The following is a 21,740-nucleotide window of genomic DNA, read 5'->3' on the forward strand; positions in this document are numbered from 1 at the left end:
CAGCTCAGCGCGGCTCGCGGAACGCGCGGGGCGAAACCCCGGCGTAGCGCTTGAAGAATCGGGAAAAGTAGGCCGGTTCGGAGAAGCCCAGGCTGTCCGACACCTGCTGGATGGTCATGGCTGTGTACACCAGGTTGCGCTTGGCCTCCAGCAACAGGCGCTGGTGGATCATCTGCAACGCCGACTGCCCGGCCAGGCGCCGGCACAGTGCATTGAGGTGCGCGGCGCTGATGCCCAGCGCCGCCGCGTAATGCTCGATGGGGCGGTGTTCGCGGAAATCCTGCTCCAGCAGACGGGAGAACGCATGCACATGCTCGACGCCGCGGTCCAACTGGCTGGCTTGCGCACGGGACAACTCGAGCGCCCGGCGGTTGAGCCAGACCAGCAGCATATTGAGCAGCGAGTGCAGCATCAGGTCCCGCCCCGGCGCCTGCTGGGCGTACTCGCGCTCGATGGACTCGAACAACGCATCCAGCTGGCCCTTGCCCGCGCCCACGGTGAAGCACGCCGGCTGCTCCAGTACCGGGCTCTGCAGCAGTCCGCCGAGTTGCTCGGCCAGCGGCAGGCCCATGCTCAGCACCCAGCCCTGCACATCCTCGGCAAAGCGAAAGCCATGCACCGCCAGCGCCGGCGTGACCTGCAGCGAAGCCTCGCGGACCGGCGTTACCCGCCCCTCGACTTCCAGCTCCGCTGCGCCGGACTGCACATAGAGCAGCTGCACCAGATCGCCATGCCGATGCGGGCGGATTTCCCAGTCATGCAGGCGGCTGCGCGAGGCGATGGATTCGCAGTGGATCAGGTCCGGCGTCGGCCATACCGCCGTTTCGCCATACAGGCGGAACACCGGGACCGGCGTGTCAGCTTGTTGTTCGATCACCGCCCACATCCATGAAAAGTCCAAGAAGACTGTTGGAAATTACCTTCAAAGGCCCTGCTCATCCACAAAAAATGCAGGTGACAAAAACAACAGCGCTCTCCAAGGAGCCACCCCATGAAGACACAAGTCGCCATCATCGGCGCCGGCCCTGCGGGCCTTCTGCTTGGCCAGCTGCTGCACAAGGCTGGCATCGACACCGTGATCCTCGAACGCCAAACACCCGACTATGTCCTCGGCCGCATCCGCGCTGGCGTCCTTGAACAGGGCACCGCCGACCTGTTGCGCGAAGCCGGCGCCGGCGCGCGGATGGACGCCGAAGGCCTGCTGCATGACGGCTTCGAACTGGTCCTCAACGGCCGCCGCGAGCGCATCGACCTCAAGACCCTTACCGGCGGCAAGCAGGTGATGGTCTACGGCCAGACCGAAGTCACCCGCGACCTGATGCAGGCCCGCGCGGCCAGCGGTGCGATGAGCGTATACGAAGCGGCCGACGTGGAACTGCACGACGTCACCCGCGAAAAGCCCTACGTCACTTTCACCCACCAAGGCGAACGCGTGCGCCTGGACTGCGACTACATCGCCGGCTGCGACGGCTTCCACGGCGTGGCCCGGCGCAGCATTCCCGCCGAGCGCCTGAAGGTCTTCGAGCGCGTCTATCCGTTTGGCTGGCTTGGCATGCTCAGCGATACCCCGCCGGTCAACCACGAACTCATCTACGCCAGCAGCGAACGCGGCTTCAGCCTGTGCAGCCAGCGCAGCGCTACCCGCAGCCGCTACTACCTGCAGGTGGGGCTGGAAGAGAACGTGGAGGACTGGTCCGACGAGCGCTTCTGGGAGGAGCTCAAGCGCCGCATCCCCGAGGACGCCGCACGCCAGTTGGTCACCGGGCCATCGCTGGAAAAGAGCATCGCCCCGCTGCGCAGCTTCGTCGTCGAGCCACTGCAGTACGGCCGGCTGTTCCTCGTTGGTGACGCGGGCCACATCGTCCCGCCCACCGGCGCCAAGGGCCTGAACCTCGCCGCCAGCGACGTCGACGCGCTGCACCGCATCCTCGTGAAGGTCTACGGCGAAGGCCGCACCGACCTGCTGGAGCAGTATTCGCCCATCGCCCTGCGTCGCATCTGGAAGGCCGAACGCTTCTCCTGGTGGATGACCTCGATGCTGCACCGGTTTCCCGACAGCGACGCCTTCACCCGGCGCATGCTGGAGACCGAGCTGGACTACTTCGTCGGCTCCGAGGCCGGCCGCACGACCATCGCCGAGAACTATGTCGGCCTGCCGCTCGAGGAAGTGGCCTGACGGCGTTTCCGCAAATCCGTAGGACGCATAACGCAACGGCGTTATCCGCCGCTCAGGAGCCGGCGGATCACCTGTTCCAGGTGATTCGCCCTACGGATTTGCAGGAGCAAGCTCGCCCCTACGGAAAAGCCGGATCTATCCTTAACCTCCAGCCACGCCGCTCGCCGCGACACCGCCGGAGGCGACCATCGACCCGGACGAAGCGAACTTCCTCAGCTACCTGCTCGCCGAAGCCGGCGATGGGGACGCGCGCGCCTTCGCCACGCTGTACCGCTGCACCGCCCCGCGCCTCTACCCACTGGCGCTGAAGCTGAAGACCGACCAGACAGCCGCCGACGCACTGCTGGTCGACACCTTCCTCCGCGTCTGGACCGATGCCGACCGCTACCACCCCACGCGCATCGCTGCGCTGGACTGGATGGTTGCCCTGCTCTGCCGACTCGCCGGCCACCCTTCCCCGCCGCCCAGCGACGAACCCTGGCCGGAACTGCCGCCACCGGACGAGCTCTGGCCCGCCATCCACGCGCGCCTCCCCGATGACGAAGACGACAGCCCGGGCCTGCGCTGGCCGCTGATCATCGCCAGCGTGGTCGGCCTGCTGATCGGCGCGGCGATCTGCCTGAGCCTGCTGCTGGAACTGCGCCCTGGGTGATTGCCGAAAAGACGATGGGTATCGCTTCGCTCCACGCCATCCTACAAAGGCGCGTCACTGCGATCCCCGAGGTTTCCGTAGGATGGGTGGAGCGAAGCGATACCCATGCTGCCGCCGCGCCCATTTTCCGTTAACCCGGAAATCCGGAATCCCCTGCCGCGCCCCGTAGCCCGCCATAAAAACCCTGAATTCCGTACGGCATCACCTTGCCAAGCCGCTGCGTACTTGGCATAAACGTCCGATTCTTTTTCGCACATATAACAAGGAAGTTTCGATGCGCATTCTCGGACGCGTCCTACTTGCAGTCCTGCTGCTCCTCTTGCTCGTCGGCGGCGTCATCGCCTGGTATACCGCGCATCCCAATCTCCCCGAATATTCCAGGCCGGAGAAGATGGTCCATCTCGACCAGTGGAGCTCGGCGGACCGAGAAACCTACTACTACACGCCCCAGGGCACCCAGGTGAAAGGCCTGCGCTACGACTGGTTCACCCACCTCGAGCAGCCCTTCAGCAAGGACAAGTTCGCCAGCCCGGAAAACCTCGCGCGCTTCGGCTTCCTCATCGAGCCCGAGCAGATCGGCCGCGACGCCGACGACACCCTGGCCACCAGCGCAAGGAATCCTGGCAACCTGCCGGTCGGCTTCGCCCGCCACCAGGACGGCGAGACCGGCGCCTGGTACCTCGACATCACCTGCTCCGCCTGCCACACCGGAGAGTTGCGCTACAAAGGTGCCGCCGTGCGCATCGACGGTGGCGCGGCCATGCACTCCATCGCCTCGACCGTGCCTACCCTGCGCGGCGGCGCGTTCGGCCAGGCGCTGGGCGCCAGCCTGGCGTCCACCTACTACGTGCCGTGGAAGTTCGACCGCTTCGCCAAGGGCGTGCTGGGCGACCGCTATCCCAAGGGCAAGGCCGCGCTCAAGCGCGACGTGCGCAACGTCCTCGGCACCCTGCTTTCCACCGCCTGGAACGACACCCACCGCGGCCTCTACCCGACCCTGGAAGGCCCCGGCCGCGCCGACGCCTTCGGCCGTATCGCCAACAGCGTCTTCGGTGACGGCATCGATGCCTCCAACTACCGCGTCGCCAACGCCCCGGTGAACTACCCGCAGGTGTGGGACATCTGGAAGTTCGACTGGGTGCAGTGGAACGGCTCCGCCATGCAGCCCATGGCGCGCAACATCGGCGAAGCCCTCGGCGTCGGCGCCACCCTGCGCCTGTTCGAAAGCGACGGCAAACCGGTGATGGGCGATGAGCGCTACGCCTCCAGCGTGCGCCTGCGCGACCTCTACACCCTGGAAGAAACCCTCAAGCAACTGAAACCGCCGGCCTGGCCGAAAGCGGTGTTCGGCGACATCGACCTGAAGAAAGCCTCCCAGGGCCGCGCCCTGTTCCAGGCCAACTGCGTCTACTGCCACGGCCCGCATGTGAAGGAGCCGGGCGCGGCGGACTACATCGCCCCGGCCCGCGTGCCCGAATGGCGCATGAAAATGGTGCCCACCAGCGAGATCGGTACCGACCCGACCACCGCCGACAACATCGCCGACCACACCTTCGACGTGCGCCCGCTCAAGCTCAAGGTCGAAGAACTCACGGCCATGAACGTCCATCTCTACCCCAGGAACGACGTGCCGCTGGACCTCTCGAAGATCTCCGCCGCCAAGGGCCTGGCCTACATCACCGCCTTCGTCGAGCAGCGCGCCTACCGCGACGCGCACATCAGCGAAGCGCAGCAGCAGCAAATGAACGGCTACGGCCTGCCCATCGGCGTACAGGAGCTGCGCGCCTACAAGGCCCGCCCGCTGGACGGCATCTGGGCCACCCCGCCCTTCCTGCACAACGGCTCGGTGCCCAACCTGTTCCAGATGCTCTCTCCGGTGGCCGAGCGCGACGCGCAGTTCTGGGTCGGCAGCTTCGAGTACGACCCCAAGTTCGCCGGCTACCGCACCGAGCGCTTCCCCGGCGGCTTCCTCTACAAGACCAGCGTCACCGGCAACAGCAACCGCGGGCACGAATTCCGCGACGGCTGCCGCAAGGACGGCGTCATCGGCCGCGCCCTGTCGCCGGAAGAGCGCTGGGCGCTGGTGGAATACCTGAAGGTGCTGGGCAACGCCGAGTACGAAAACCAGCTCGACCCGAACGTCCCCACCCCGCCGTGGACGCCCGGGCCGAAGTGCGAATGACCGGCCAGCGCTGAACAGCTTTTCGCTTTTCGTAGGAGCGAGCTTGCTCGCGAACGGATTTTCCGTTGACGCCTGAGCTGGGCGGGTTCGCGAGCAAACTCGCTCCTACAGGTAAAGCTCCGGAGCACCACCGAATCACCGACCCCATCCCCTCTCCCTTCAGGGAGAGGGCTAGGGAGAGGGAAACGCCCCACAGCAAGCCCCCACGGGCCAGGGAACGGAATCCCCTCCACAAAAAGAAAACACCAAAGGACCCCGTGCCATGCGCTCCCTGCTCACCCGAATCTGGCTCTTCCTCGGCAAATGGCTCGGCCGTCTGCTGCTCGCCATCGCCGCCATCGGCCTGCTCGGCTGGGGCCTCGGCAGCCTCTACTACGCCTGGAAATTCTCCGGCCCCGTTTCCGCCCAGGAAGAAATCCCGCCGGGTGAAGCGCAGCTCACCCAGGCCATCATCGAAGACGCCGTGCGCATCGTCGAACAGCACCGCGACAACACCCGCGTGCTGCGTGATGCCCACGCCAAGGCTCACGGCTGCGTGAAGGCCGAAGTCACGGTCGCCAGCGACATTGCCCCCGGCCTGCGCCAGGGCGTGTTCGCCGAGCCCGGCCACAAGTGGGAGGCCATGGTCCGCTTCTCCAACGGCAACGCCTACCCGCAGTTCGACAGCGCCCGCGACGCCCGCGGCATGGCCATCAAACTGCTCGACGTCCCCGGCGCCAAGCTGATGCCCGGCAAAGGGCACGACACCGAGCAGGACTTCGTCATGTTCAACCACCCGGTGTTCTTCGTCCGCGACGTCGCCGAATACCGGCAGAACTTCGCCGCGCAAGCAAGCGGCCAGAAAGTGGCCGCCTTCTTCCCCAGCTGGAAGCCCAGCACCTGGGAAATCCGCCACCTGGTCATCGCCCTGCAGACCCTCGCCCCCGCGCCGGACAGCCCCTTCGAAACCGGCTACAACGGCATCGCGCCGTATAAACTGGGCGAGGCCAACAACATCAAGTTCCGCGTCATCCCGCAGGCCGAAGGCTGCCCGGCTTACCAGCTACCCAAGCTCAACGAGAAGCTGCCCAACTTCCTGCGCACCGCCATGTACCAGCAACTCTCGGTCGACCGCGTCCCCGCCTGCTTCGCCCTGCAAGTGCAGAAACAGGACCCGAGCAAATACATGCCCATCGAAGACACCAGCGTCGAATGGAGCGAATCCGACGCCCCCTTCCAGACCGTCGCCACCGTCACCATCCCGCCCCAGGACTTCGACAGCCGCGAGCAGAACCTCGCCTGCGACAACATCTCCTACAACCCGTGGCACGCCCTGCCGGAGCACCGGCCGATTGGTGGCATTAACCGGTTGCGGAAGGCGGTTTATGAAGCGGTGAGTGTTTATCGGCATCAGAGGAATGGGGTAGGAGGGGAATAACGCTGCAAAGAGATACTCCCGATACAAGAATTCCGCCAAAAAGACACAGAGCAGAGATAAGACAACAAGCCCGCAACGTGCGGGCCTGTTGAATCTGAACCACTTAGAGTTCTTTACAGGCCTCCAATTCGGTCTGCGTTTTCAACTCAGTTTCGATACCTAAGCGATATTTGCAGTAGTCACGTACCACAGCCCGCTCCAGAGGGCTCAATTGATCAAGATGCTTGTCGTCCGCATCACTGGCAAAGAGATTTACGAACTCAATTCGCAATGAAGGATATTTCTTTACAAAGAAGACCCTCCTATTATCTTCGGCCCAACGGGTCTCATAGAAGCCCACATATAGATGAGCCACACACAGCATCACAAGAAAAGCGAAAAGTTTTCTCATGATATTGGCGGAGGAAGTAAATCCATTTTCTTGCGAATATTCTTCACAAGCTCCATAGCGATATTCCCCGGACAAATCTTGCCCTCGGACAGTTGATTAGGGTACTCCCGGTGACCGCCAAAATTCTTGATGACGAATACACTCTTCAATGCAGATATCAGGATCAGCAGAGAAGCTATTTGCGCACCCGGAATGGCGTTTATTGTGCTAACACCAAGAAACTCCAACCTTTTTTTGCAGTAATCGAGCGGTGACCGTAGCGAAGAGAGTCGCTGGGAGAATGTAGGACTGCTCCGAAATCATGCGAAGAAGGCTGTTCAAATCAGCTCCAAAATGCGCAAGGAGGAACTCACGCTTCGTACGGCACTCCTCATACGTCCATGGCGAACTCTTGAACGCCTCAACTCAAGCTCCCTACCCTTCACCTGTTCCGTGAAACCGACGGAGCCGGGATTAGCAGCCCGAAACCCTAGAGACAATCGCCGATCTGTTTCGGCGGCCCAACCATTTGGGCCGTCCACCGGAATGCGGCGTGTTGATTCATGTGGCTGCTGATCCAACATCGTCCGTAGGTGGTCTGCCCGCAGTAGAGATGTGACTGCAATGGACGATTCATCCCTGCCAATCCCACTCCCTTTCCTCCGCAATCGCCGCACCCTGCGCGCCCTGCTGATCGACGATCAGGTCTGGTTCCTCCTCCCCGATTTCTGCCACGTGACGGGTTACCACTACGAAGAACGCCTGGCCATGCGCATGGCCGACGACCAGATTCGCCAGGAGCGGTTGCTGACCGAGGACGGGCTGGAGCTCGACTACGTGCTGATCAGCGAATCCGCCGTGTACCAGGCGCTGGTGCTGTTCAACGTGCCGGACTTCGGTTCGCTGAGGCGCTGGATCAGCGGCACGGTGGTGCCGCAGGTGCGCAGCCAGTTCAAGGCCAGCGGCCCGCGCCATGTGCAATTGCAGTTCGAGCGGCACTGCCTGCGGGTGCTGGATTGGCAGGATGACCTCTGGGTGAGCTTCGGCGACCTGCCGCGCGTGCTGGGCGGGCGTTCGCCGATTGCCGGGCGCAGAGGCTGGCGCGCCTGGGCGAAGCGGCTGCGGACGTAGGGCGCATAACGCGGCACGCGTTATCCGCCGTGGCGGTGTGGCGGCGGATAACCGCTTCGCGGTTCTACGGCGCCAAAGGGGTTCATTCGTAGGATGGCGCGGAGCGCAGCGATACCCATCAATAGCCTGCGCACCGGCGGCACGGGTAGCGCTGCGTGCCACCCATCCTACATGCGCCAGGGCCATGACCCGGCGCAGCGGTGTCAGAGCTCCCCGCCCAGCTTGAGGAGGGTCACTATCAGCCCGCCGAGGGTCATGAAGGACGCGAGCAGCGTGCCGAGGATCAGCGGGACAACGCCGCCCGGCGAGACGTAGGGCGTCACTTCCAGCAGGAAGCCGGGGCGGATGTGATACGGGGTCAGGCAGTTGATCCGGTAATCGCCGGGTTCGCTGCAGTGGAATTCGCCCAGCGGGTGGCTGGAGTTGCCACCCATGTCGCTGCGCCGCACGGTGAAGACGTTGAAGCGGCTGTACGCCTCGTAGGGCACGGGGTTGCCGGTGGCACAGGCGGTAATGGCGAAGTCGGCGTCGAAGTGCGCGGTACCGGTGACGACAGTGAAGGGCGGGAAGACGATGTTGACCACGTAGCGACCTGGTTGCGGCAGCGCCACCACTTCCGCGCGGGCGGGGTCGGCCCAGCGGTAGCAGACGTCGGGTGAGACCACCCGGCGCAGCCCGCCGATACAGCGGAACAGCAGGTAGCCACCGAGTAGCATGACCAGCGGTGCGCTCCACAGGAGCATCGAGAAATCTAACTTCATATCAGCCGGGGGCATTGGGAGGAGTGGATGCCCTACTTCCTCTGCGAGGCCATTGTGGAGGGCAGTTGCACGGTGCGTAGCCTGGCGACGTGAGCGGATCGCGGGCGGCGTGCGCTTCCAACCCGGAAGTTTACTCCGCGACTCAACCCTCTCACCCGCCCTCTGCGTTCGAGCGGGACGCGCGGCCAGGGCAGCGGCACGAACAGTCACACCGCCAGGCGGTGCGCTCAGGCGTCAGCCAGCGGGCGCGGCTTGTTGACGTACTTGAAGGTGCCCGACGCGGTTGCAACGATCATCCCCTGGCTGTTGCGCAGTTCGCTTTCACAGAAGGCGATGGAGCGGGTGTGGTGCTGGACCTTGCCGTGGGCCTCGAGCACCTCGCCAACCTCGCCGCCGGGGCGCAGGAAGCTGGTTTTCATCTCCACGGTCACTACTCCGCGATGGGTTTCGTCGGCGTCGCTGGCGCTCAGGGCCATGGCGACGTCGAGCAGGGTCATGATCAGCCCGCCATGGGCGTTGGCCCAGCCATTCACATGCTGAGGCTCGACACGAACCACCAGACAGCCCGGCCCGTTTCCATCCTCCGCCGGCGCATGGCGGAACTGGAGGAAGTCGAGCATGGGAATGGCGATGCCGCGGTGGGCGGTGTAGAGCTTGAGCGAGTCGATATCGAGGGGCATGGGGCTTTCCGGAAGCTTCGAGTGGGGCCCGGCGATGTTCCCCGTTCCAGCCGGCGGACTGCAAGCCCGGCGTCGCTTCATGCATGGCGGAAATGCCCACCGATGGCGGCGCTGGGGCTGCCCGACCGATAGTCAGCGGGACTTGCGGGTGCCGCTCTTCTTTTCCGTCTGGCGCTCGACGGCCTGGACGAAGAGTTCCTCCACCAGTAGCGACTGGATGGGAGTTCGGGTTTCCAGCGACAGGCTCATGGCCTCCAGCTTCTGGTTCACGCCCAGGCGGGCGATGCCGCACAGCAGGATGCGCTGGGCGCCGAAGATGTTGCCTTTGTCGACGACGACTTCCCGAGGCTTTTCGCCGTCCAGGTAACTGATTTTGAGAGCGATTGCAGTGTCGTCGCGCACGGCCAGGTTGAGCCAGGTGGCGACGTTGAACTCGACCACCCAACCCAGTCCCGTTTTCTTGGCCACGGCCTCGCGGACCAGATGAGCAGGGACCGGGCCCAGGGGGGTGCTGTGGTTTTCCATGGGGCTACTTCTGACTGCTGCGGGTAGAGCGAAATGCGCTAACGGAAGACCCGATTTTATGTGAAGCAGTTCAAATTTACAGGGGGATATTTGTAAGACGACGGCTACTGGGTATGCCCGACGTTACAGAAGCGAACCGCTCTGGAATGGCGCTTCTGGCGTGGAAGGCTCTGAAGGAAGCGAAGCGCCAGCGCGAACTATCAGGGACTGGCCGACAAAGTGGGATTACGGCGGGATTCACCTCACACAAGACCGATCCGGCGGGGTACCGAATCGACCTTGCCGAGTCTCCTTGCCTGGCGCTTGCGCCAGCGAGGCAGGGGCTGCGGCCCGTGCACTCATGCCGCGCCAGCGACGCTGCGGAGCCTGTGTTCGCTCGAGCGATTCTTGCGCACTTCCCGGCGCTCTCTGAAATCCAGTTCCTCCAGGGCGTCCGTGCGGTCCTGCAGGTCTTCGATGACCTGCGGGGTCAACAGCTTGCGATGTCGAGCCATACGCACCTCCTGCGTGCTGATGCCTCATTAATTGGACTAGCACGCGCTGAGGAAGACTCAACAGCCAGGCGGGATGGATTGACCGAGCGGTCAAGCGGGCGGGTGTAGGAAAAGGAGCTAGAAAGTCGCGCGGCCAGGGAACATCCGCGCGCGGGATCATCTCTCCCCGCCCCTGGCTACGCGCCCCGCTCCGAAGGGAGAGACGCGCGTAGCCAGGGTTAGTAAAGGACTCATGCCAGGATTCAACGCAACTCGTCGACCAGACTCGCCACCGTCACCAGCACCGCCCCCGCCAGCGCCTTCGAGCGCGCCCCGCTCCACCCGGTGCGCGCATTGGGCGCGAGGTTGTGGTCCTTGAACGGCATCTCCAGGGTCAGCGACAGGCAGTCGTAGGTGCGGCCGACATGGTTGCAGGCCAGGGTCAGGTTGGCCTGGCCCGGCGCATCCTTCGGGTAGCCGTGCACGCTCTGGAATTCGCCGTTGGCTTCCAGGCGCTCGCGGAACAGGCTTTCCAGGCGATCCAGGCGCGGCGTGAACTCGGGGTTGCCTTCGCAGCCGGCGGCGAACACGAAGGGAATTTCCTCGTCGCCGTGCACGTCGAGGAACAGGTCCACGCCGTACCGGGCCATCTGCTCCTGCACGAACAGTACTTCCGGGCTCTCCTCGGCGCTGGGCGCGGCCCAGGCCCGGTTGAGGTCCTTGCCGGCGGCGTTGGTGCGCAGGTGGCCGTGGAAGGCGCCGTCGGGGTTCATGTTGGGCACCAGGTAGAAGTCGGCACGCTCCAACAGGCGCTGGATGTCAGGGTCGCCGGATTGCAGGCGCTCGATCAGGCCTTCCATGAACCATTCGGCCATGTGCTCGCCGGGATGCTGCTGGGCGATCAGCCAGATCCTGGACGCCCCTGCCCTGCCATTGCCGATACGCAGCAGCGGCAATGCGCGATTCTCCAGGCTGTAGCCGGTGGCGAGCAGTTCGGCACCGTTGGCCAGGGCGCGTTTGACCAGCTCGGCGTGGCGCTCGCGGCTGTAAGGCTCGAAGTAGGCGAACCAGGCCTGGGGTTGCTCGGCGGTGAGGCTGAAGTGCAGCCCGTTGGAATCGTAGGTGCTGGGCACGCGGAACCAGTCGCGCTGATCGAAGGAGGCGACAGCGTTGTAGCCCGGCCAGCCGCCGGTGTAGCTGGAGCCGGGGGTATTGGTCAGGCTGAATTGGTAGTGCTGGCCGGGCTGCAGGCCCTCGGCCTTGAAGTGGAACCACTGGAAGTGCGGGCTTTTCGTGTCCGGGCGCAGAGCCAGGCGCACGTGGCGCGGGTCGCTGTCGTCGATGACCTGGATGTTGCCGCTGTCGAAATCGCAGTCGATCTTCATGAATTCTCCGTAGACGCACTAACCTGAGGCGCCAAAGCCCTGCATTTTCGCCCTCCTCGCCGCGCCTGTCATGTCTGCGTGACTTGCGCGGCAGCATATATTATGTTCGTAATATAAATTGAGTAACGCTTATCCCGAGCCTTGCGCTGGTGATCCGGCGAGTGCCGACTAACCTCGATTCACCCCTTTTTCCTACTGCGGAGAACACTGCATGAGCGCATACGATGTGATCGTCATTGGCGGCGGCCCCGGTGGCTACAACGCGGCCATTCGCGCGGGCCAGCTCGGCCTGAAGGTGGCCTGCGTGGAGGGCCGCGAAACCCTCGGCGGCACCTGCCTGAACGTGGGCTGCATGCCATCCAAGGCGCTGCTGCATGCCTCCGAGCTGTATGAAGCGGCTGCCGGCGGCGAGTTCGCCAACCTCGGCATCCAGGTCAAGCCGAAGCTGGACCTGGCGCAGATGATGAAGCAGAAGGCCGAGAGCGTGACCGCGCTGACCAAGGGCGTGGAGTTCCTGTTCCGCAAGAACAAGGTGGACTGGGTGAAGGGCTGGGGCCGCATCGAAGGGCCGGGCAAGGTCGAAGTGACCGCCGCCGACGGCAGCAAGACTGCGCTGAGCGCCAAGGACATCATCATCGCCACCGGCTCGGAGCCCTCCCCGCTGCCGGGCGTGGAAGTTGACAACCAGCGCATCCTCGATTCCACCGGCGCGCTGTCCATCCCGGAAGTGCCCAAGCACCTGGTGGTGATCGGCGCCGGGGTGATCGGCCTGGAGCTGGGTTCGGTGTGGCGTCGCCTGGGCGCGGAAGTGACGGTGATCGAATACCTCGACCGCATCTGCCCCGGCATGGACCTGGAAACCGCCAAGACCTTCCAGCGCACGCTGACCAAGCAAGGCATGAGCTTCAAGCTGGGCTCGAAGGTCACCCAGGCCAAGGTCAGCGGCAAGCAGGTGACCCTGAGCGTGGAGCCGGCCGCCGGCGGCGCGGCGGAGTCGATCCAGGCCGATTACGTCCTGCTCGCCATCGGCCGCCGCCCCTATACCCAGGGCCTGGGGCTGGAGAGCGTGGGATTGACCACCGACAAGCGCGGCATGCTGGAGAACCACGAGCACCGCAGCAGCGTACCGGGCATCTGGGTGATCGGCGACGTCACCTCCGGCCCGATGCTCGCGCACAAGGCCGAAGACGAGGCCATCGCCTGCGTCGAACTGATAGCCGGCAAGGCGGGCGAAGTGAACTACGACGTGATCCCCAGCGTGATCTACACCCACCCGGAAGTCGCCACCGTGGGCAGGACCGAGGAGCAACTCAAGGCCGAGGGCCGCGCCTACAAGGTCGGCAAGTTCCCCTTCACCGCCAACAGCCGGGCGAAGATCAACCACGAGACCGAGGGCTTCGTGAAGGTACTGGCGGACGAGCGCAGCGACGAGATCCTCGGCGTACACATGATCGGCCCGAACGTCGGCGACATGATCGCGGAATACTGCGTGGCCATGGAGTTCCGCGGCGCCGCCGAAGACATCGCGCGTACCTGCCACCCTCACCCGACCCGTTCCGAGGCACTGCGCCAGGCGGCGATGAACGTGGACGGCTGGGCCATGCAGGCCTGACCGCCGGTCGCCTCTGACGAGCGGTAGGTGCGGCGCGACAGCGCACCCGCAACCGCGCTGCAGGCCACGGATGGCGGGGCCTGCAGCGTTTCACTCGGATTAATTTGCGACTAGTTTGTGTACAAACGCGACATGGGCTGTGACTTTCTTCGACTCTGAAACCATCAATTGCGTGAACGAACACGAAAGTGGATGAACCGCTTTCGCCACTTCGCAATGGATTACCGCAGAGAGATCACAACCATGCATGCGACTCTTCGTTTCAACGAGGCTCTGCTGATCACCGGACGAGCCTTCCAACCCTTCCACTGCGTGACCTGGGTTGACCAAGGGGGCGACGGCAGCCTCGACCTGTCCGTCCTCGATCGTACCGGTGCCCGCCTGCTGGGCCTCACCCGCATTCCCAGCTCCGCCTACTCCGACCCGGAGCAGCTCGAGGGCCTGCTGAACCAGGCCCGCGACGAGCTGAACCGCGAAGGCTACCGCCTGCAGGAATGGCACATGCCCGCCTGATCCGCAGACAGGTACCACCGAAAGAGCCCGGCCCCCGCCGGGCTTTTTCATGGGCGCTGCCAGCCGTCGGCAAGCGCTCAATTTCCCGCCTCCACCGCCGATAGCGCATTATCGGTCACTTCTGCTGCTGCATCGTTTCAGCTTCGATTCCGAACCCTGGCTTCCCGCTCGTCCGATTCCACGCGGGTGACGCGGTTTTTGCGGTTCAAGCGACCGACAATGATGGCAATTTGCATCCATCCTGTGCTCTGCTTCGCACCGACTCATTAGTCACCCCATCCACCGGGCCTTCGGCACGCAGTACGGTCTTCGTTCAATGCTCGATCTGCAGCGATATTTCTACAGTGGCGACACCCCTTCGCTGTTGGTTTTCGGCGAGCACAACACCGCGCTGGTGCTGCTCTCCGTGCTCATCGCCATTTTTGCCTCGACCATGGCCCTGCAATTGTCGGGCGTGGCGCGGCTGGCCCGCAGTCCGTACTACCGCCAGTTGGCCATCGGCACTGGCGCCGTGGCGCTGGGCGGCGGCGTGTGGGCGATGCACTTCATCGGCATGCTGTCCTTCCAGCTCTGCGCGGCGGTGCGCTATGACCCGCTGGTTACCCTGCTCTCCGGCTTGCCTAGCCTGTTCGCGTCGTGGATTGCCCTGAATCTGCTGGCCCGGCGCAACGTCAGCCACCTTCAGTTGATCGGCGGGGGCGTGCTGGTCGGCGCCGGGATCGGTGCCATGCACTACAGCGGCATGGCCGCCATGCAGATGGCCCCGCTGTTGCGCTACAACCCGTGGATGTTCGCCCTGTCGATCCTCGTCGCCGTGGTGCTGGCGGTCATCGCGCTGTGGGTCCGATTCGGCCTGCGCGGGCGGATGCGGCCGAACCTGGCAATACTGGTCAGCGGCGTGGTGATGGGCCTGGCCATCGCCGGCATGCATTACACCGGCATGGCCGCGGCGCGCTTCGTCGGCATGGAGGAGTTCGGCACACCCCAGGGCGTACAGGGCAGCTTCTACCTGGCGCTGGCGGTGTCCATGGCCACCATCAGCCTGAGCATCTGCGTGGCCGCGGTGAACGGCCTGTTGCGCTACCGCCAGCTGTTCCAGGAACTCCAGCGTCGACGCAAGCACCTGGATTCGCTGCTCGACGCCGCTGTCGAGGCCATTCTCACCATCGACCACAGCGGCGTGATCCGCTCGGTCAACCACGCCGTACTGCGCCTGTTCGGCTGGGCACCGCACGAGTTGGTCGGGCAGCCCATGCAAGTACTGATGAACGAGGCCTACGGTGAGCAATTCCGCGTGGCGCTTGAAAACTACAAGCGCAGCGGCGAGCGCCAGTTCCACAACTCCGAGCTGGAGCTGGAAGGCCTGACCCGCGAGGGTCGCGAATTCCCCGCACGGGTCAGCCTGGGTGTCACCGACCACGACGGCAAGCCCTGGTTCGTCGTGTTCGTCGCCGACATCAGCGAACGCCGCGAGATGGAGCAGGCCCTGCGCACCCGCGAGGAACAGTACCGCTCGCTGATTCGCAACATGCCCGGCATCGCCTTCCGCGTCCTGCCGGATGACGTCTGGAGCATCCTGTTCGTCAGCGATGCGGTCGAGGCCGTCACCGGCTGGTCGGCGCAGGATTTCATCGATCAGCGCGTCACCTTCAACCAGCTCTACCACCCCGACGACCAGCACGCGGTGAACGAGGAAATCCGCCGCGCCATCGCCGAGGGTTGCAGCTATGTCGTCGAATACCGCCTGTTCGACCGCACCGGCCGCGAGCGCTGGATCTGGGAAAGCGGCAGCGCCTGCTACGACGAGGCCGGCAAGCCGCAGTGGATCGACGGCGTGCTGCTCGACCAGACCGAAACCAAGCTGCTGAGCAACGAGTACGAAGGCAAGGTCACCGCCATTGGCCGCGCCATGGCGCTGATCGAATTCGATCTGGACGGCCGCGTGTTGGCTGCCAACGAAAACATCCTCGAACTCTTCGGCTATACCGAGGCCGAAGTGCTGGGCCAGCACCACAGCCTGTTCTGCCCGCCGGGCACCGCGACCAGCGCCCAGTACCAGATGTTCTGGCAGGGATTGCGCGAGGGCCAGCACAGCGCCGGCGAATACCGCCGCCTGGCCAAGGACGGCCGCGAAGTGTGGATCCACGCCACCTACAACCCGATCCTCGACTTCGATGGCAAGCCGGTAAAGGTGGTGAAGCTGGCCACCGACCTCACCCCCCGCCGGGTCATGGAGCAGGAGCTGCGCAGCGCCCGCGACCGCGCCGAACAGGCCGCCGCCGCTCGCAGCAGCTTCCTCGCCAACATGAGCCACGAGATCCGAACGCCGATGAACGCCATCATGGGCTTCACCGAACTGCTGCTTGACTCGCCGCTGGAAGACAACCAGCGGCGCTACCTGACCACCGTCCAGAATGCCTCGCGCTCGCTGCTGGGGCTGCTCAACGATATCCTCGACACCGCCAAGCTCGACCGTGGCGCCATCGAACTGGAAGCCCTCGACTTCTCCCTGCCGGAGCTGTGCGAGCAGGTCTGCGCGGCGCTGCGACTGTCCGCCGAGCGCAAGGGCCTGAACCTGCAGATCGATTACGGCCAGCGCGCCGGCGATTACTTCCGCGGTGACCCGCTGCGCCTGCAGCAGGTGCTGACCAACCTGCTGGGCAACGCGGTGAAATTCACCGAGCGCGGCGAAGTGCGGCTGGTCATCAGCGGCGAACCGGGCGCGCTGCGCCTGGCTATCCGCGACACCGGGATCGGCATCGCCGCCGACCGCCTGGAGCGCATCTTCGACCCCTTCGCCCAGGCCGACGCCTCCATGAGCCGGCGCTTCGGCGGCACAGGGCTGGGCACCACCATTTCGCGCCAGCTGGTGGAGCTGATGGGAGGCCGCATCAGCGTGGAAAGCGAAGTGGGCCGCGGCAGCGTGTTCACCGTCGACCTGCCGCTGCCGGCCGGTCGCAGCGTGCAATCAACCGCCCGCAGCCACGCGCCGAGCCTGCCGCCGCTGCGCATCCTGGTGGCCGACGACGTACCGCAGAACGTCGAGCTGCTCGAGCTGAACCTGCGCCGCCAGGGCCATCGCCCGCACAGCGTCGGTGATGGCAAGGCCGCCGTGGAAGCCTATAGCGCGCAGGCCTTCGACCTCGTCCTGATGGATGTGCAGATGCCCGGCATGGATGGCCTCGAAGCCACCCGACAGATTCGCGCCATCGAACAGGAACGCGGCATGGAGGCCGTGCCGATCATCGCCCTCACCGCCAGCGTGCTCGACCGCGACCGGCAGAACGCCCTGGATGCCGGCATGAACGGCTTCGCCAGCAAGCCGCTGGATCTTGCCGGCCTGCTCGATGAAATGGCCCGACTGCTCGGCGCGGCGCCGGCTGCATGCAGCACGCCAGTCGCCGAAAGCGCACCGCTGGCGACCCTGGATTGGGACACCGGGGCCCGCCTGTGGGGCGGCCCGTTACCTATGGCACGGGCCGTCCTGCGCTTCCTCAACGAGCAGGAAACCAGTCTGCTCAACTTGGAAAACTCAGTGAAAGAGGGTGATCGTGCCGCCATCACCGCCCTCAGCCACCGTCTGCGCGGCGCCGCCGCCAACCTTGCCCTGCCGCGCCTGGCCGGCGCCATCGGCGCGCTGGAAGGCGCCGCCGACCATGGCACGACTGAACAGCTGGGTACTGCGCTGGAACGGGTCCGTGCCGAATTCTCCGCCGTCCGCGAATCGCTGCCACTGGTGCCGGAAGCCGGCACCGAAGCGGTCAGTGACGTCGTGGGCGAAGTCGCTTCGCAGGACCTGCTCGATGCGCTGCAAGCCCTGCAACTGGCCCTCTCCCGGGGCGGCCTCGATGACCAGGCGCTGGAGCGTCTGCGCCGGGGTACCGCCCAGGGCGAGCACCGCGAGGCTTTCGAGGCACTGCGCTTTGCCATCGACGATTTCGATTTCGATCAAGCCCTCGAATGGGTCCGTACCCTCGGCGCCCGCCTGGAGCAAGCATGACGTTCACCACCCAAGATCATCGCCCCTGCCTGCTGCTGGTGGACGACGAAGCCACCAACCTCCAGGTGCTGCGCCACATCCTGCAGGACGACTACCGCCTGCTGTTCGCCAAGGACGGCGACAAGGCGCTGGAACTGGCCAACCGCGAGCGCCCGGACCTGATCCTGCTGGACGTGATGATGCCCGGCATGACCGGCTTCGAGGTCTGCCAGCGGCTCAAGTCCGAGCAGGCCACCGGCAGCATTCCGGTGATCTTCGTCACCGCCCTGGCCGATGTGCCGGATGAGGCCAGGGGCTTCGAGGTCGGCGCGGTGGACTACATCACCAAGCCGGTCAGCCCGCCCATCGTCAAGGCTCGGGTGCGCACCCACCTGTCGCTGGTGCGCGTGGAGGAGCTACGCGAGACACGCCTGCAGATCGTCCAGCGCCTGGGCAAGGCATCCGAATACAAGGACAACGAGACCGGCCTGCACGTCATCCGCATGAGCCACTACGCACATATCCTGGCGCGCGCCGCCGGCTACCCGGAGAAAGCCGCCGACGATCTGCTCAACGCCGCGCCCATGCACGACGTGGGCAAGATCGGCATTCCCGACGCCATCCTGCAGAAGCCCGGCCGGCTCGACGAGCGCGAATGGCAGGTGATGCGCCAGCACCCGGAGATCGGCGCGCGGATCATCGGCGAGCACGACTCCAACCTGCTGCGCCTGGCCCGCAGCATCGCCCTCACCCACCACGAGCGCTGGGACGGCAGCGGTTATCCCAACGGCCTGCGCGGCGAAGAGATTCCGCCCGAGGGCCGCATCGTCGCCATCGCCGACGTGTTCGACGCGCTGACCAGCGTACGCCCGTACAAACCGGCTTGGAGCATCGAGGAGGCAGTCGAGCTGCTGCGCCGGGAGAAAGGCAGCCAGTTCGACCCGGAGCTGGTGGAGCTGTTCCTCGGCTGCCTGCCCGACATCCTTGCGGTGCGCGAACGCTGGGCCGACGCCGGCTGAGCGGCATCACGCGCGATTCCTGCTTTACTCTCTGACCTCTACCTTTGCCGAGAGCAAGCAAGATGAATGCGAAACAGCACGATGCCCTGCTGGCGACCTTGCAGGCCCGCTTCGAACAGCATCCCGAGCGCCACCGGGGCATCGACTGGGCGGACGTCCAGGCACGCCTGAAGGCCGCCCCGGCCAAGCTCAAGGCCCTGGAGCAGATGGAAGCCACCGGTGGCGAGCCCGATGTGGTCGGCCGCGAGAGCGCCAGCGGCGCCATCCTGTTCTTCGACTGCTCTGCCGAAACCCCGGCCGGGCGCCGCAGCCTGTGCTACGACCGCGAGGCGCTGGACGCGCGCAAGAAAGACAAGCCCGCCGGCTGCGCCACCGAATTGGCCGCGCAGATCGGCATCGAGCTGCTGGACGAGGCGCAGTACCGCCAATTGCAGGAGCTGGGCAGCTTCGACCGGAAGACCTCCAGCTGGCTGCGTACACCGGGCTCCATGCGCAAGCTGGAGGGCGCGCTGTTCGGCGACCGCCGCTACGAGCGGGTTTTCACCTACCACAACGGTGTGCAGTCCTATTACGCTGCACGGGGCTTTCGCGGCGTGCTGAAGGTCTGACGGCCCGCGGCAGACGACCTGGCAAGATTCGTGGGGCGACAGACGTTGCCGCCAGCGTCGGTCACCGCCACACTCGTTGCGTCTATCGAACGAGTCTTGCCATGGAACCGCCGCGCCGCATCGCCAGCCTGCTCTACCCCGAGGTCATGAGCCTGGATATCACCGGGCCGCTGCAGGTTTTCGCCTCCGCCAATGTCGAGCGCGAGCGTCACGGCCTGGCGCCGATTTACGAGCTGCTGGTGCTGGGTGAACAGGCCGGGCCGGTCGCGACCTCCGCCGGCATCCGCATTTGCGCCGATCAGGCTTGGCGCGAGATCGATCCCACCTCGCTGGACACACTGCTGGTGCCCGGCGGGCCGGGCGTGCCGACCCAATGCGAGAACATTGAGCTGCTGCACTGGCTGGCGACCGCCGAACCCCAGGTGCGCCGGCTCGGTTCGGTGTGCTCCGGTGCGCTGATCCTCGCCGCCGCCGGCGTGCTCGATGGCCGCCCGGCCACCACGCACTGGGCGAATGTCGATGAGCTGTGCGCGGGCTTCCCCGAAGTGCTTGTCCAGGGCGATCGCCTGCATACCTACGATCCGCAGCGCCGGGACGGCGACGATCATGTCTTCACCTCGGCGGGTGTGACCGCCGGCATCGATCTGGCCCTGGCGCTGGTGGAGGCAGACCTCGGCCGCGCGCTGGCTTTGGCTGTGGCGAGGCGGCTGGTGATGTTCCTCAAGCGCCCCGGCGGGCAGGCGCAGTTCAGCCACTGGCTGACCCCGGAACCCACCCGCGCGCCACGTCTGGCCGCGCTGCTGGAGTGGATCCCGGCGCACCTGGGCAACGACCTGTCGCTGGAAGCCCTGGCCGAGCAGGCCTGCATGAGCCCGCGCACACTGTCGCGAGTGTTCATCAGCGAACTGGGCATGGGGCCAGGCCGATATGTCGAACGAGTCCGGCTGGAGGCGGCGCGCGCACTGCTGCAGGACGCCCAGGCATCGATCAGCACGGTGTCGCGGCTGTGCGGCTTCGGCCATCCGGAAAACCTGCGCCGCACCTTCCACAAGCACCTGGCGATCAGCCCCCAGGAATATGCCGAGCGCTTCGGCCAGTTGCACTGACAACCCAAACAACCCAAAGGAACATCGCCATGCTCGAACTCCGCCCCGGCTGCGAATGCTGTAACCGCGACTTGCCCGGTGACAGCGCCGACGCGCGCATCTGCAGCTTCGAATGCACCTTCTGCAGCGACTGCGCCGAGCAGGTCTTGCATGGCAAATGCCCGAACTGCGGCGGCGAGCTGGTGCCGCGCCCGCGCCGGCCGCTGTCGAGGCTGACGACCAGTCCGGCCTCGACCCATCGGGTGCTCAAGCCTGCCGGGTGCCAGGGCTGATCCCGGCCCGCATTATCCGCCGCGATCGAGTATATGAGGCGCCGGCGTTGCCGACGGTTCGCCAGCAAGCTCGCCCCTGAAGGGGAAGCACCGTGGTGAATCTCCGGGCAGGAGCGGACTCCGTCCGCGATGGGTCCGCCTGACGCCGAAGAGCACCAGGGAGCGATCTCACGCAACAGACGGGGCCCAGCGCCACGCGGCGAACCCAAACGAAAAAGGCGGCCCGAAGGTCGCCTTTTCGCTGCTCGATCACCTGGGTTCAGTAGTAGGCGTTCTCGCGGTTGCTGTGGTCGGTGACGTCACGCACGCCCTTCAACTCCGGGATGCGCTCGATCAGGGTCTTCTCGACGCCATCCTTCAGGGTCATCTCGACCGCGCCGCAGCCCTGGCAACCACCGCCAAAACGCAGCACGGCGATATTGTCCTCGACCACGTCCACCAGGCTTACCTGGCCGCCGTGGCTGGCCAGGCCGGGGTTGATCTCGGTCTGCAGATAGTAGTTGATGCGCTCGTTGAGCGGGCTGTCCTCATTGACCATCGGCACCTTGGCGTTGGGCGCCTTGATGGTCAGCTGGCCGCCCATGCGGTCGGTGGCGTAGTCGACCACGGCGTCGTCAAGGAACGGCTCGCTGATGGCGTCGATGTAGGCGGTGAAGGCTTTCAGGCCGACCGGGGTGTCTTCCGGCTTCTGCTCGCCCGGCTTGCAGTAGGCGATGCAGGTTTCGGCGTACTGGGTGCCCGGCTGGGTGATGAAGATGCGAATGCCGATGCCGGGGGTGTCCTGCTTGGACAGCAGCTCGGCCAGGTAATCCTGTGCGGCTTCGGTGATGGTGATAGCGCTCATGGCAACTCCTCGCAAACGTGGCGCCAGTTTACGCC

20 protein-coding genes are annotated in these 21,740 nt (G+C 65.2%); 12 read left to right on the forward strand and 8 right to left on the reverse strand.

Annotated features, from left to right (window positions below; genetic code table 11):
- Positions 1-4: 4 nt before the first annotated feature.
- Positions 5-874: a helix-turn-helix domain-containing protein gene (locus C167_RS0116960; RefSeq protein WP_026079118.1), complete on the reverse strand. Its 870-nt coding sequence runs from the start codon at positions 872-874 to the stop codon at positions 5-7.
- Between the two features lie 117 nt (positions 875-991).
- Here C167_RS0116960 and pobA point away from each other — a divergent pair, with 117 nt between their 5' ends.
- The 4 genes from pobA to C167_RS0116980 all read left to right on the forward strand — a co-directional run bounded on the left by pobA (position 992) and on the right by C167_RS0116980 (position 6,427).
- Positions 992-2,176 (forward strand): 4-hydroxybenzoate 3-monooxygenase, encoded by a 1,185-nt coding sequence (gene pobA / locus C167_RS0116965; protein ID WP_017519482.1) that lies wholly within the window; start codon positions 992-994, stop codon positions 2,174-2,176.
- 418 nt (positions 2,177-2,594) lie between these two features.
- Positions 2,595-2,828, forward strand: a complete 234-nt coding sequence (locus C167_RS35145) for a hypothetical protein (RefSeq protein ID WP_017519483.1) — start codon at positions 2,595-2,597, stop codon at positions 2,826-2,828.
- A 274-nt stretch (positions 2,829-3,102) separates the two neighbouring features.
- A complete protein-coding gene (locus C167_RS0116975) occupies positions 3,103-5,010 on the forward strand; it encodes a di-heme-cytochrome C peroxidase (RefSeq protein WP_017519484.1) in 1,908 nt (635 codons plus the stop codon).
- A gap of 262 nt (positions 5,011-5,272) precedes the next feature.
- Positions 5,273-6,427 carry a catalase family protein gene (locus tag C167_RS0116980; RefSeq protein ID WP_017519485.1) on the forward strand — a complete coding sequence of 385 codons (1,155 nt, stop codon included), beginning with the start codon at positions 5,273-5,275 and terminating at the stop codon, positions 6,425-6,427.
- Between the two features lie 103 nt (positions 6,428-6,530).
- Here the strand turns inward: C167_RS0116980 and C167_RS0116985 are convergent, their stop codons facing one another.
- Positions 6,531-6,893 (reverse strand): hypothetical protein, encoded by a 363-nt coding sequence (locus C167_RS0116985; RefSeq protein WP_235154328.1) that lies wholly within the window; start codon positions 6,891-6,893, stop codon positions 6,531-6,533.
- 528 nt (positions 6,894-7,421) lie between these two features.
- On the opposite strand from C167_RS0116985, the gene C167_RS0116990 reads away from it, so the two are divergent.
- A complete protein-coding gene (locus tag C167_RS0116990) occupies positions 7,422-7,928 on the forward strand; it encodes a BRO family protein (protein WP_017519487.1) in 507 nt (168 codons plus the stop codon).
- A gap of 203 nt (positions 7,929-8,131) precedes the next feature.
- Here C167_RS0116990 and C167_RS32670 read toward each other — a convergent pair whose 3' ends face one another.
- The 5 genes from C167_RS32670 to C167_RS0117015 all read right to left on the reverse strand — a co-directional run bounded on the left by C167_RS32670 (position 8,132) and on the right by C167_RS0117015 (position 11,752).
- Positions 8,132-8,671, reverse strand: coding sequence for a hypothetical protein (locus C167_RS32670; RefSeq protein WP_017519488.1), 540 nt, complete (start codon positions 8,669-8,671; stop codon positions 8,132-8,134).
- 245 nt (positions 8,672-8,916) lie between these two features.
- Positions 8,917-9,369 carry a PaaI family thioesterase gene (locus C167_RS0117000; protein ID WP_017519489.1) on the reverse strand — a complete coding sequence of 151 codons (453 nt, stop codon included), beginning with the start codon at positions 9,367-9,369 and terminating at the stop codon, positions 8,917-8,919.
- Between the two features lie 132 nt (positions 9,370-9,501).
- Complete coding sequence (locus C167_RS0117005) at positions 9,502-9,894, reverse strand: hypothetical protein (protein ID WP_017519490.1); 393 nt, start codon at positions 9,892-9,894, stop codon at positions 9,502-9,504.
- A gap of 338 nt (positions 9,895-10,232) precedes the next feature.
- A complete protein-coding gene (locus C167_RS34875; RefSeq protein ID WP_017519491.1) occupies positions 10,233-10,388 on the reverse strand; it encodes a hypothetical protein in 156 nt (51 codons plus the stop codon).
- A 242-nt stretch (positions 10,389-10,630) separates the two neighbouring features.
- Positions 10,631-11,752, reverse strand: a complete 1,122-nt coding sequence (locus C167_RS0117015; RefSeq protein ID WP_017519492.1) for a M14 family metallopeptidase — start codon at positions 11,750-11,752, stop codon at positions 10,631-10,633.
- A 211-nt stretch (positions 11,753-11,963) separates the two neighbouring features.
- Between C167_RS0117015 and lpdA the strand changes: the two genes are divergently transcribed.
- The 7 genes from lpdA (at position 11,964) to C167_RS0117050 (ending at position 20,861) form a co-directional block, all read left to right on the forward strand.
- Positions 11,964-13,364 (forward strand): dihydrolipoyl dehydrogenase, encoded by a 1,401-nt coding sequence (lpdA, locus tag C167_RS0117020; protein WP_017519493.1) that lies wholly within the window; start codon positions 11,964-11,966, stop codon positions 13,362-13,364.
- Positions 13,365-13,607: 243 nt separating this feature from the next.
- Entirely contained in the window at positions 13,608-13,877 is a 270-nt protein-coding gene (locus tag C167_RS0117025; protein ID WP_026079120.1) for a hypothetical protein, read from the forward strand.
- 316 nt (positions 13,878-14,193) lie between these two features.
- On the forward strand, positions 14,194-17,877 hold the full coding sequence (locus C167_RS0117030; RefSeq protein WP_017519495.1) for a PAS domain S-box protein: 3,684 nt from the start codon (positions 14,194-14,196) through the stop codon (positions 17,875-17,877).
- Positions 17,874-18,875, forward strand: a complete 1,002-nt coding sequence (locus C167_RS0117035) for a response regulator (RefSeq protein ID WP_017519496.1) — start codon at positions 17,874-17,876, stop codon at positions 18,873-18,875. The genes C167_RS0117030 and C167_RS0117035 overlap by 4 nt, the downstream gene beginning before the upstream one ends.
- A 62-nt stretch (positions 18,876-18,937) precedes the next feature.
- On the forward strand, positions 18,938-19,483 hold the full coding sequence (locus tag C167_RS0117040) for a DUF4256 domain-containing protein (protein WP_017519497.1): 546 nt from the start codon (positions 18,938-18,940) through the stop codon (positions 19,481-19,483).
- Positions 19,484-19,584: 101 nt separating this feature from the next.
- Positions 19,585-20,589: a GlxA family transcriptional regulator gene (locus tag C167_RS0117045; RefSeq protein ID WP_017519498.1), complete on the forward strand. Its 1,005-nt coding sequence runs from the start codon at positions 19,585-19,587 to the stop codon at positions 20,587-20,589.
- A gap of 29 nt (positions 20,590-20,618) precedes the next feature.
- Positions 20,619-20,861 (forward strand): DUF1272 domain-containing protein, encoded by a 243-nt coding sequence (locus C167_RS0117050; protein ID WP_017519499.1) that lies wholly within the window; start codon positions 20,619-20,621, stop codon positions 20,859-20,861.
- Between the two features lie 259 nt (positions 20,862-21,120).
- On the opposite strand, the gene nfuA is transcribed toward C167_RS0117050, so the two are convergent.
- Positions 21,121-21,705: a Fe-S biogenesis protein NfuA gene (gene nfuA / locus C167_RS0117055; RefSeq protein ID WP_017519500.1), complete on the reverse strand. Its 585-nt coding sequence runs from the start codon at positions 21,703-21,705 to the stop codon at positions 21,121-21,123.
- Positions 21,706-21,740 lie beyond the last annotated feature (35 nt).

It is taken from the genome of Pseudomonas nitroreducens TX1 (genome assembly GCF_000313755.1).
Lineage (GTDB): Bacteria > Pseudomonadota > Gammaproteobacteria > Pseudomonadales > Pseudomonadaceae > Pseudomonas > Pseudomonas nitroreducens_A.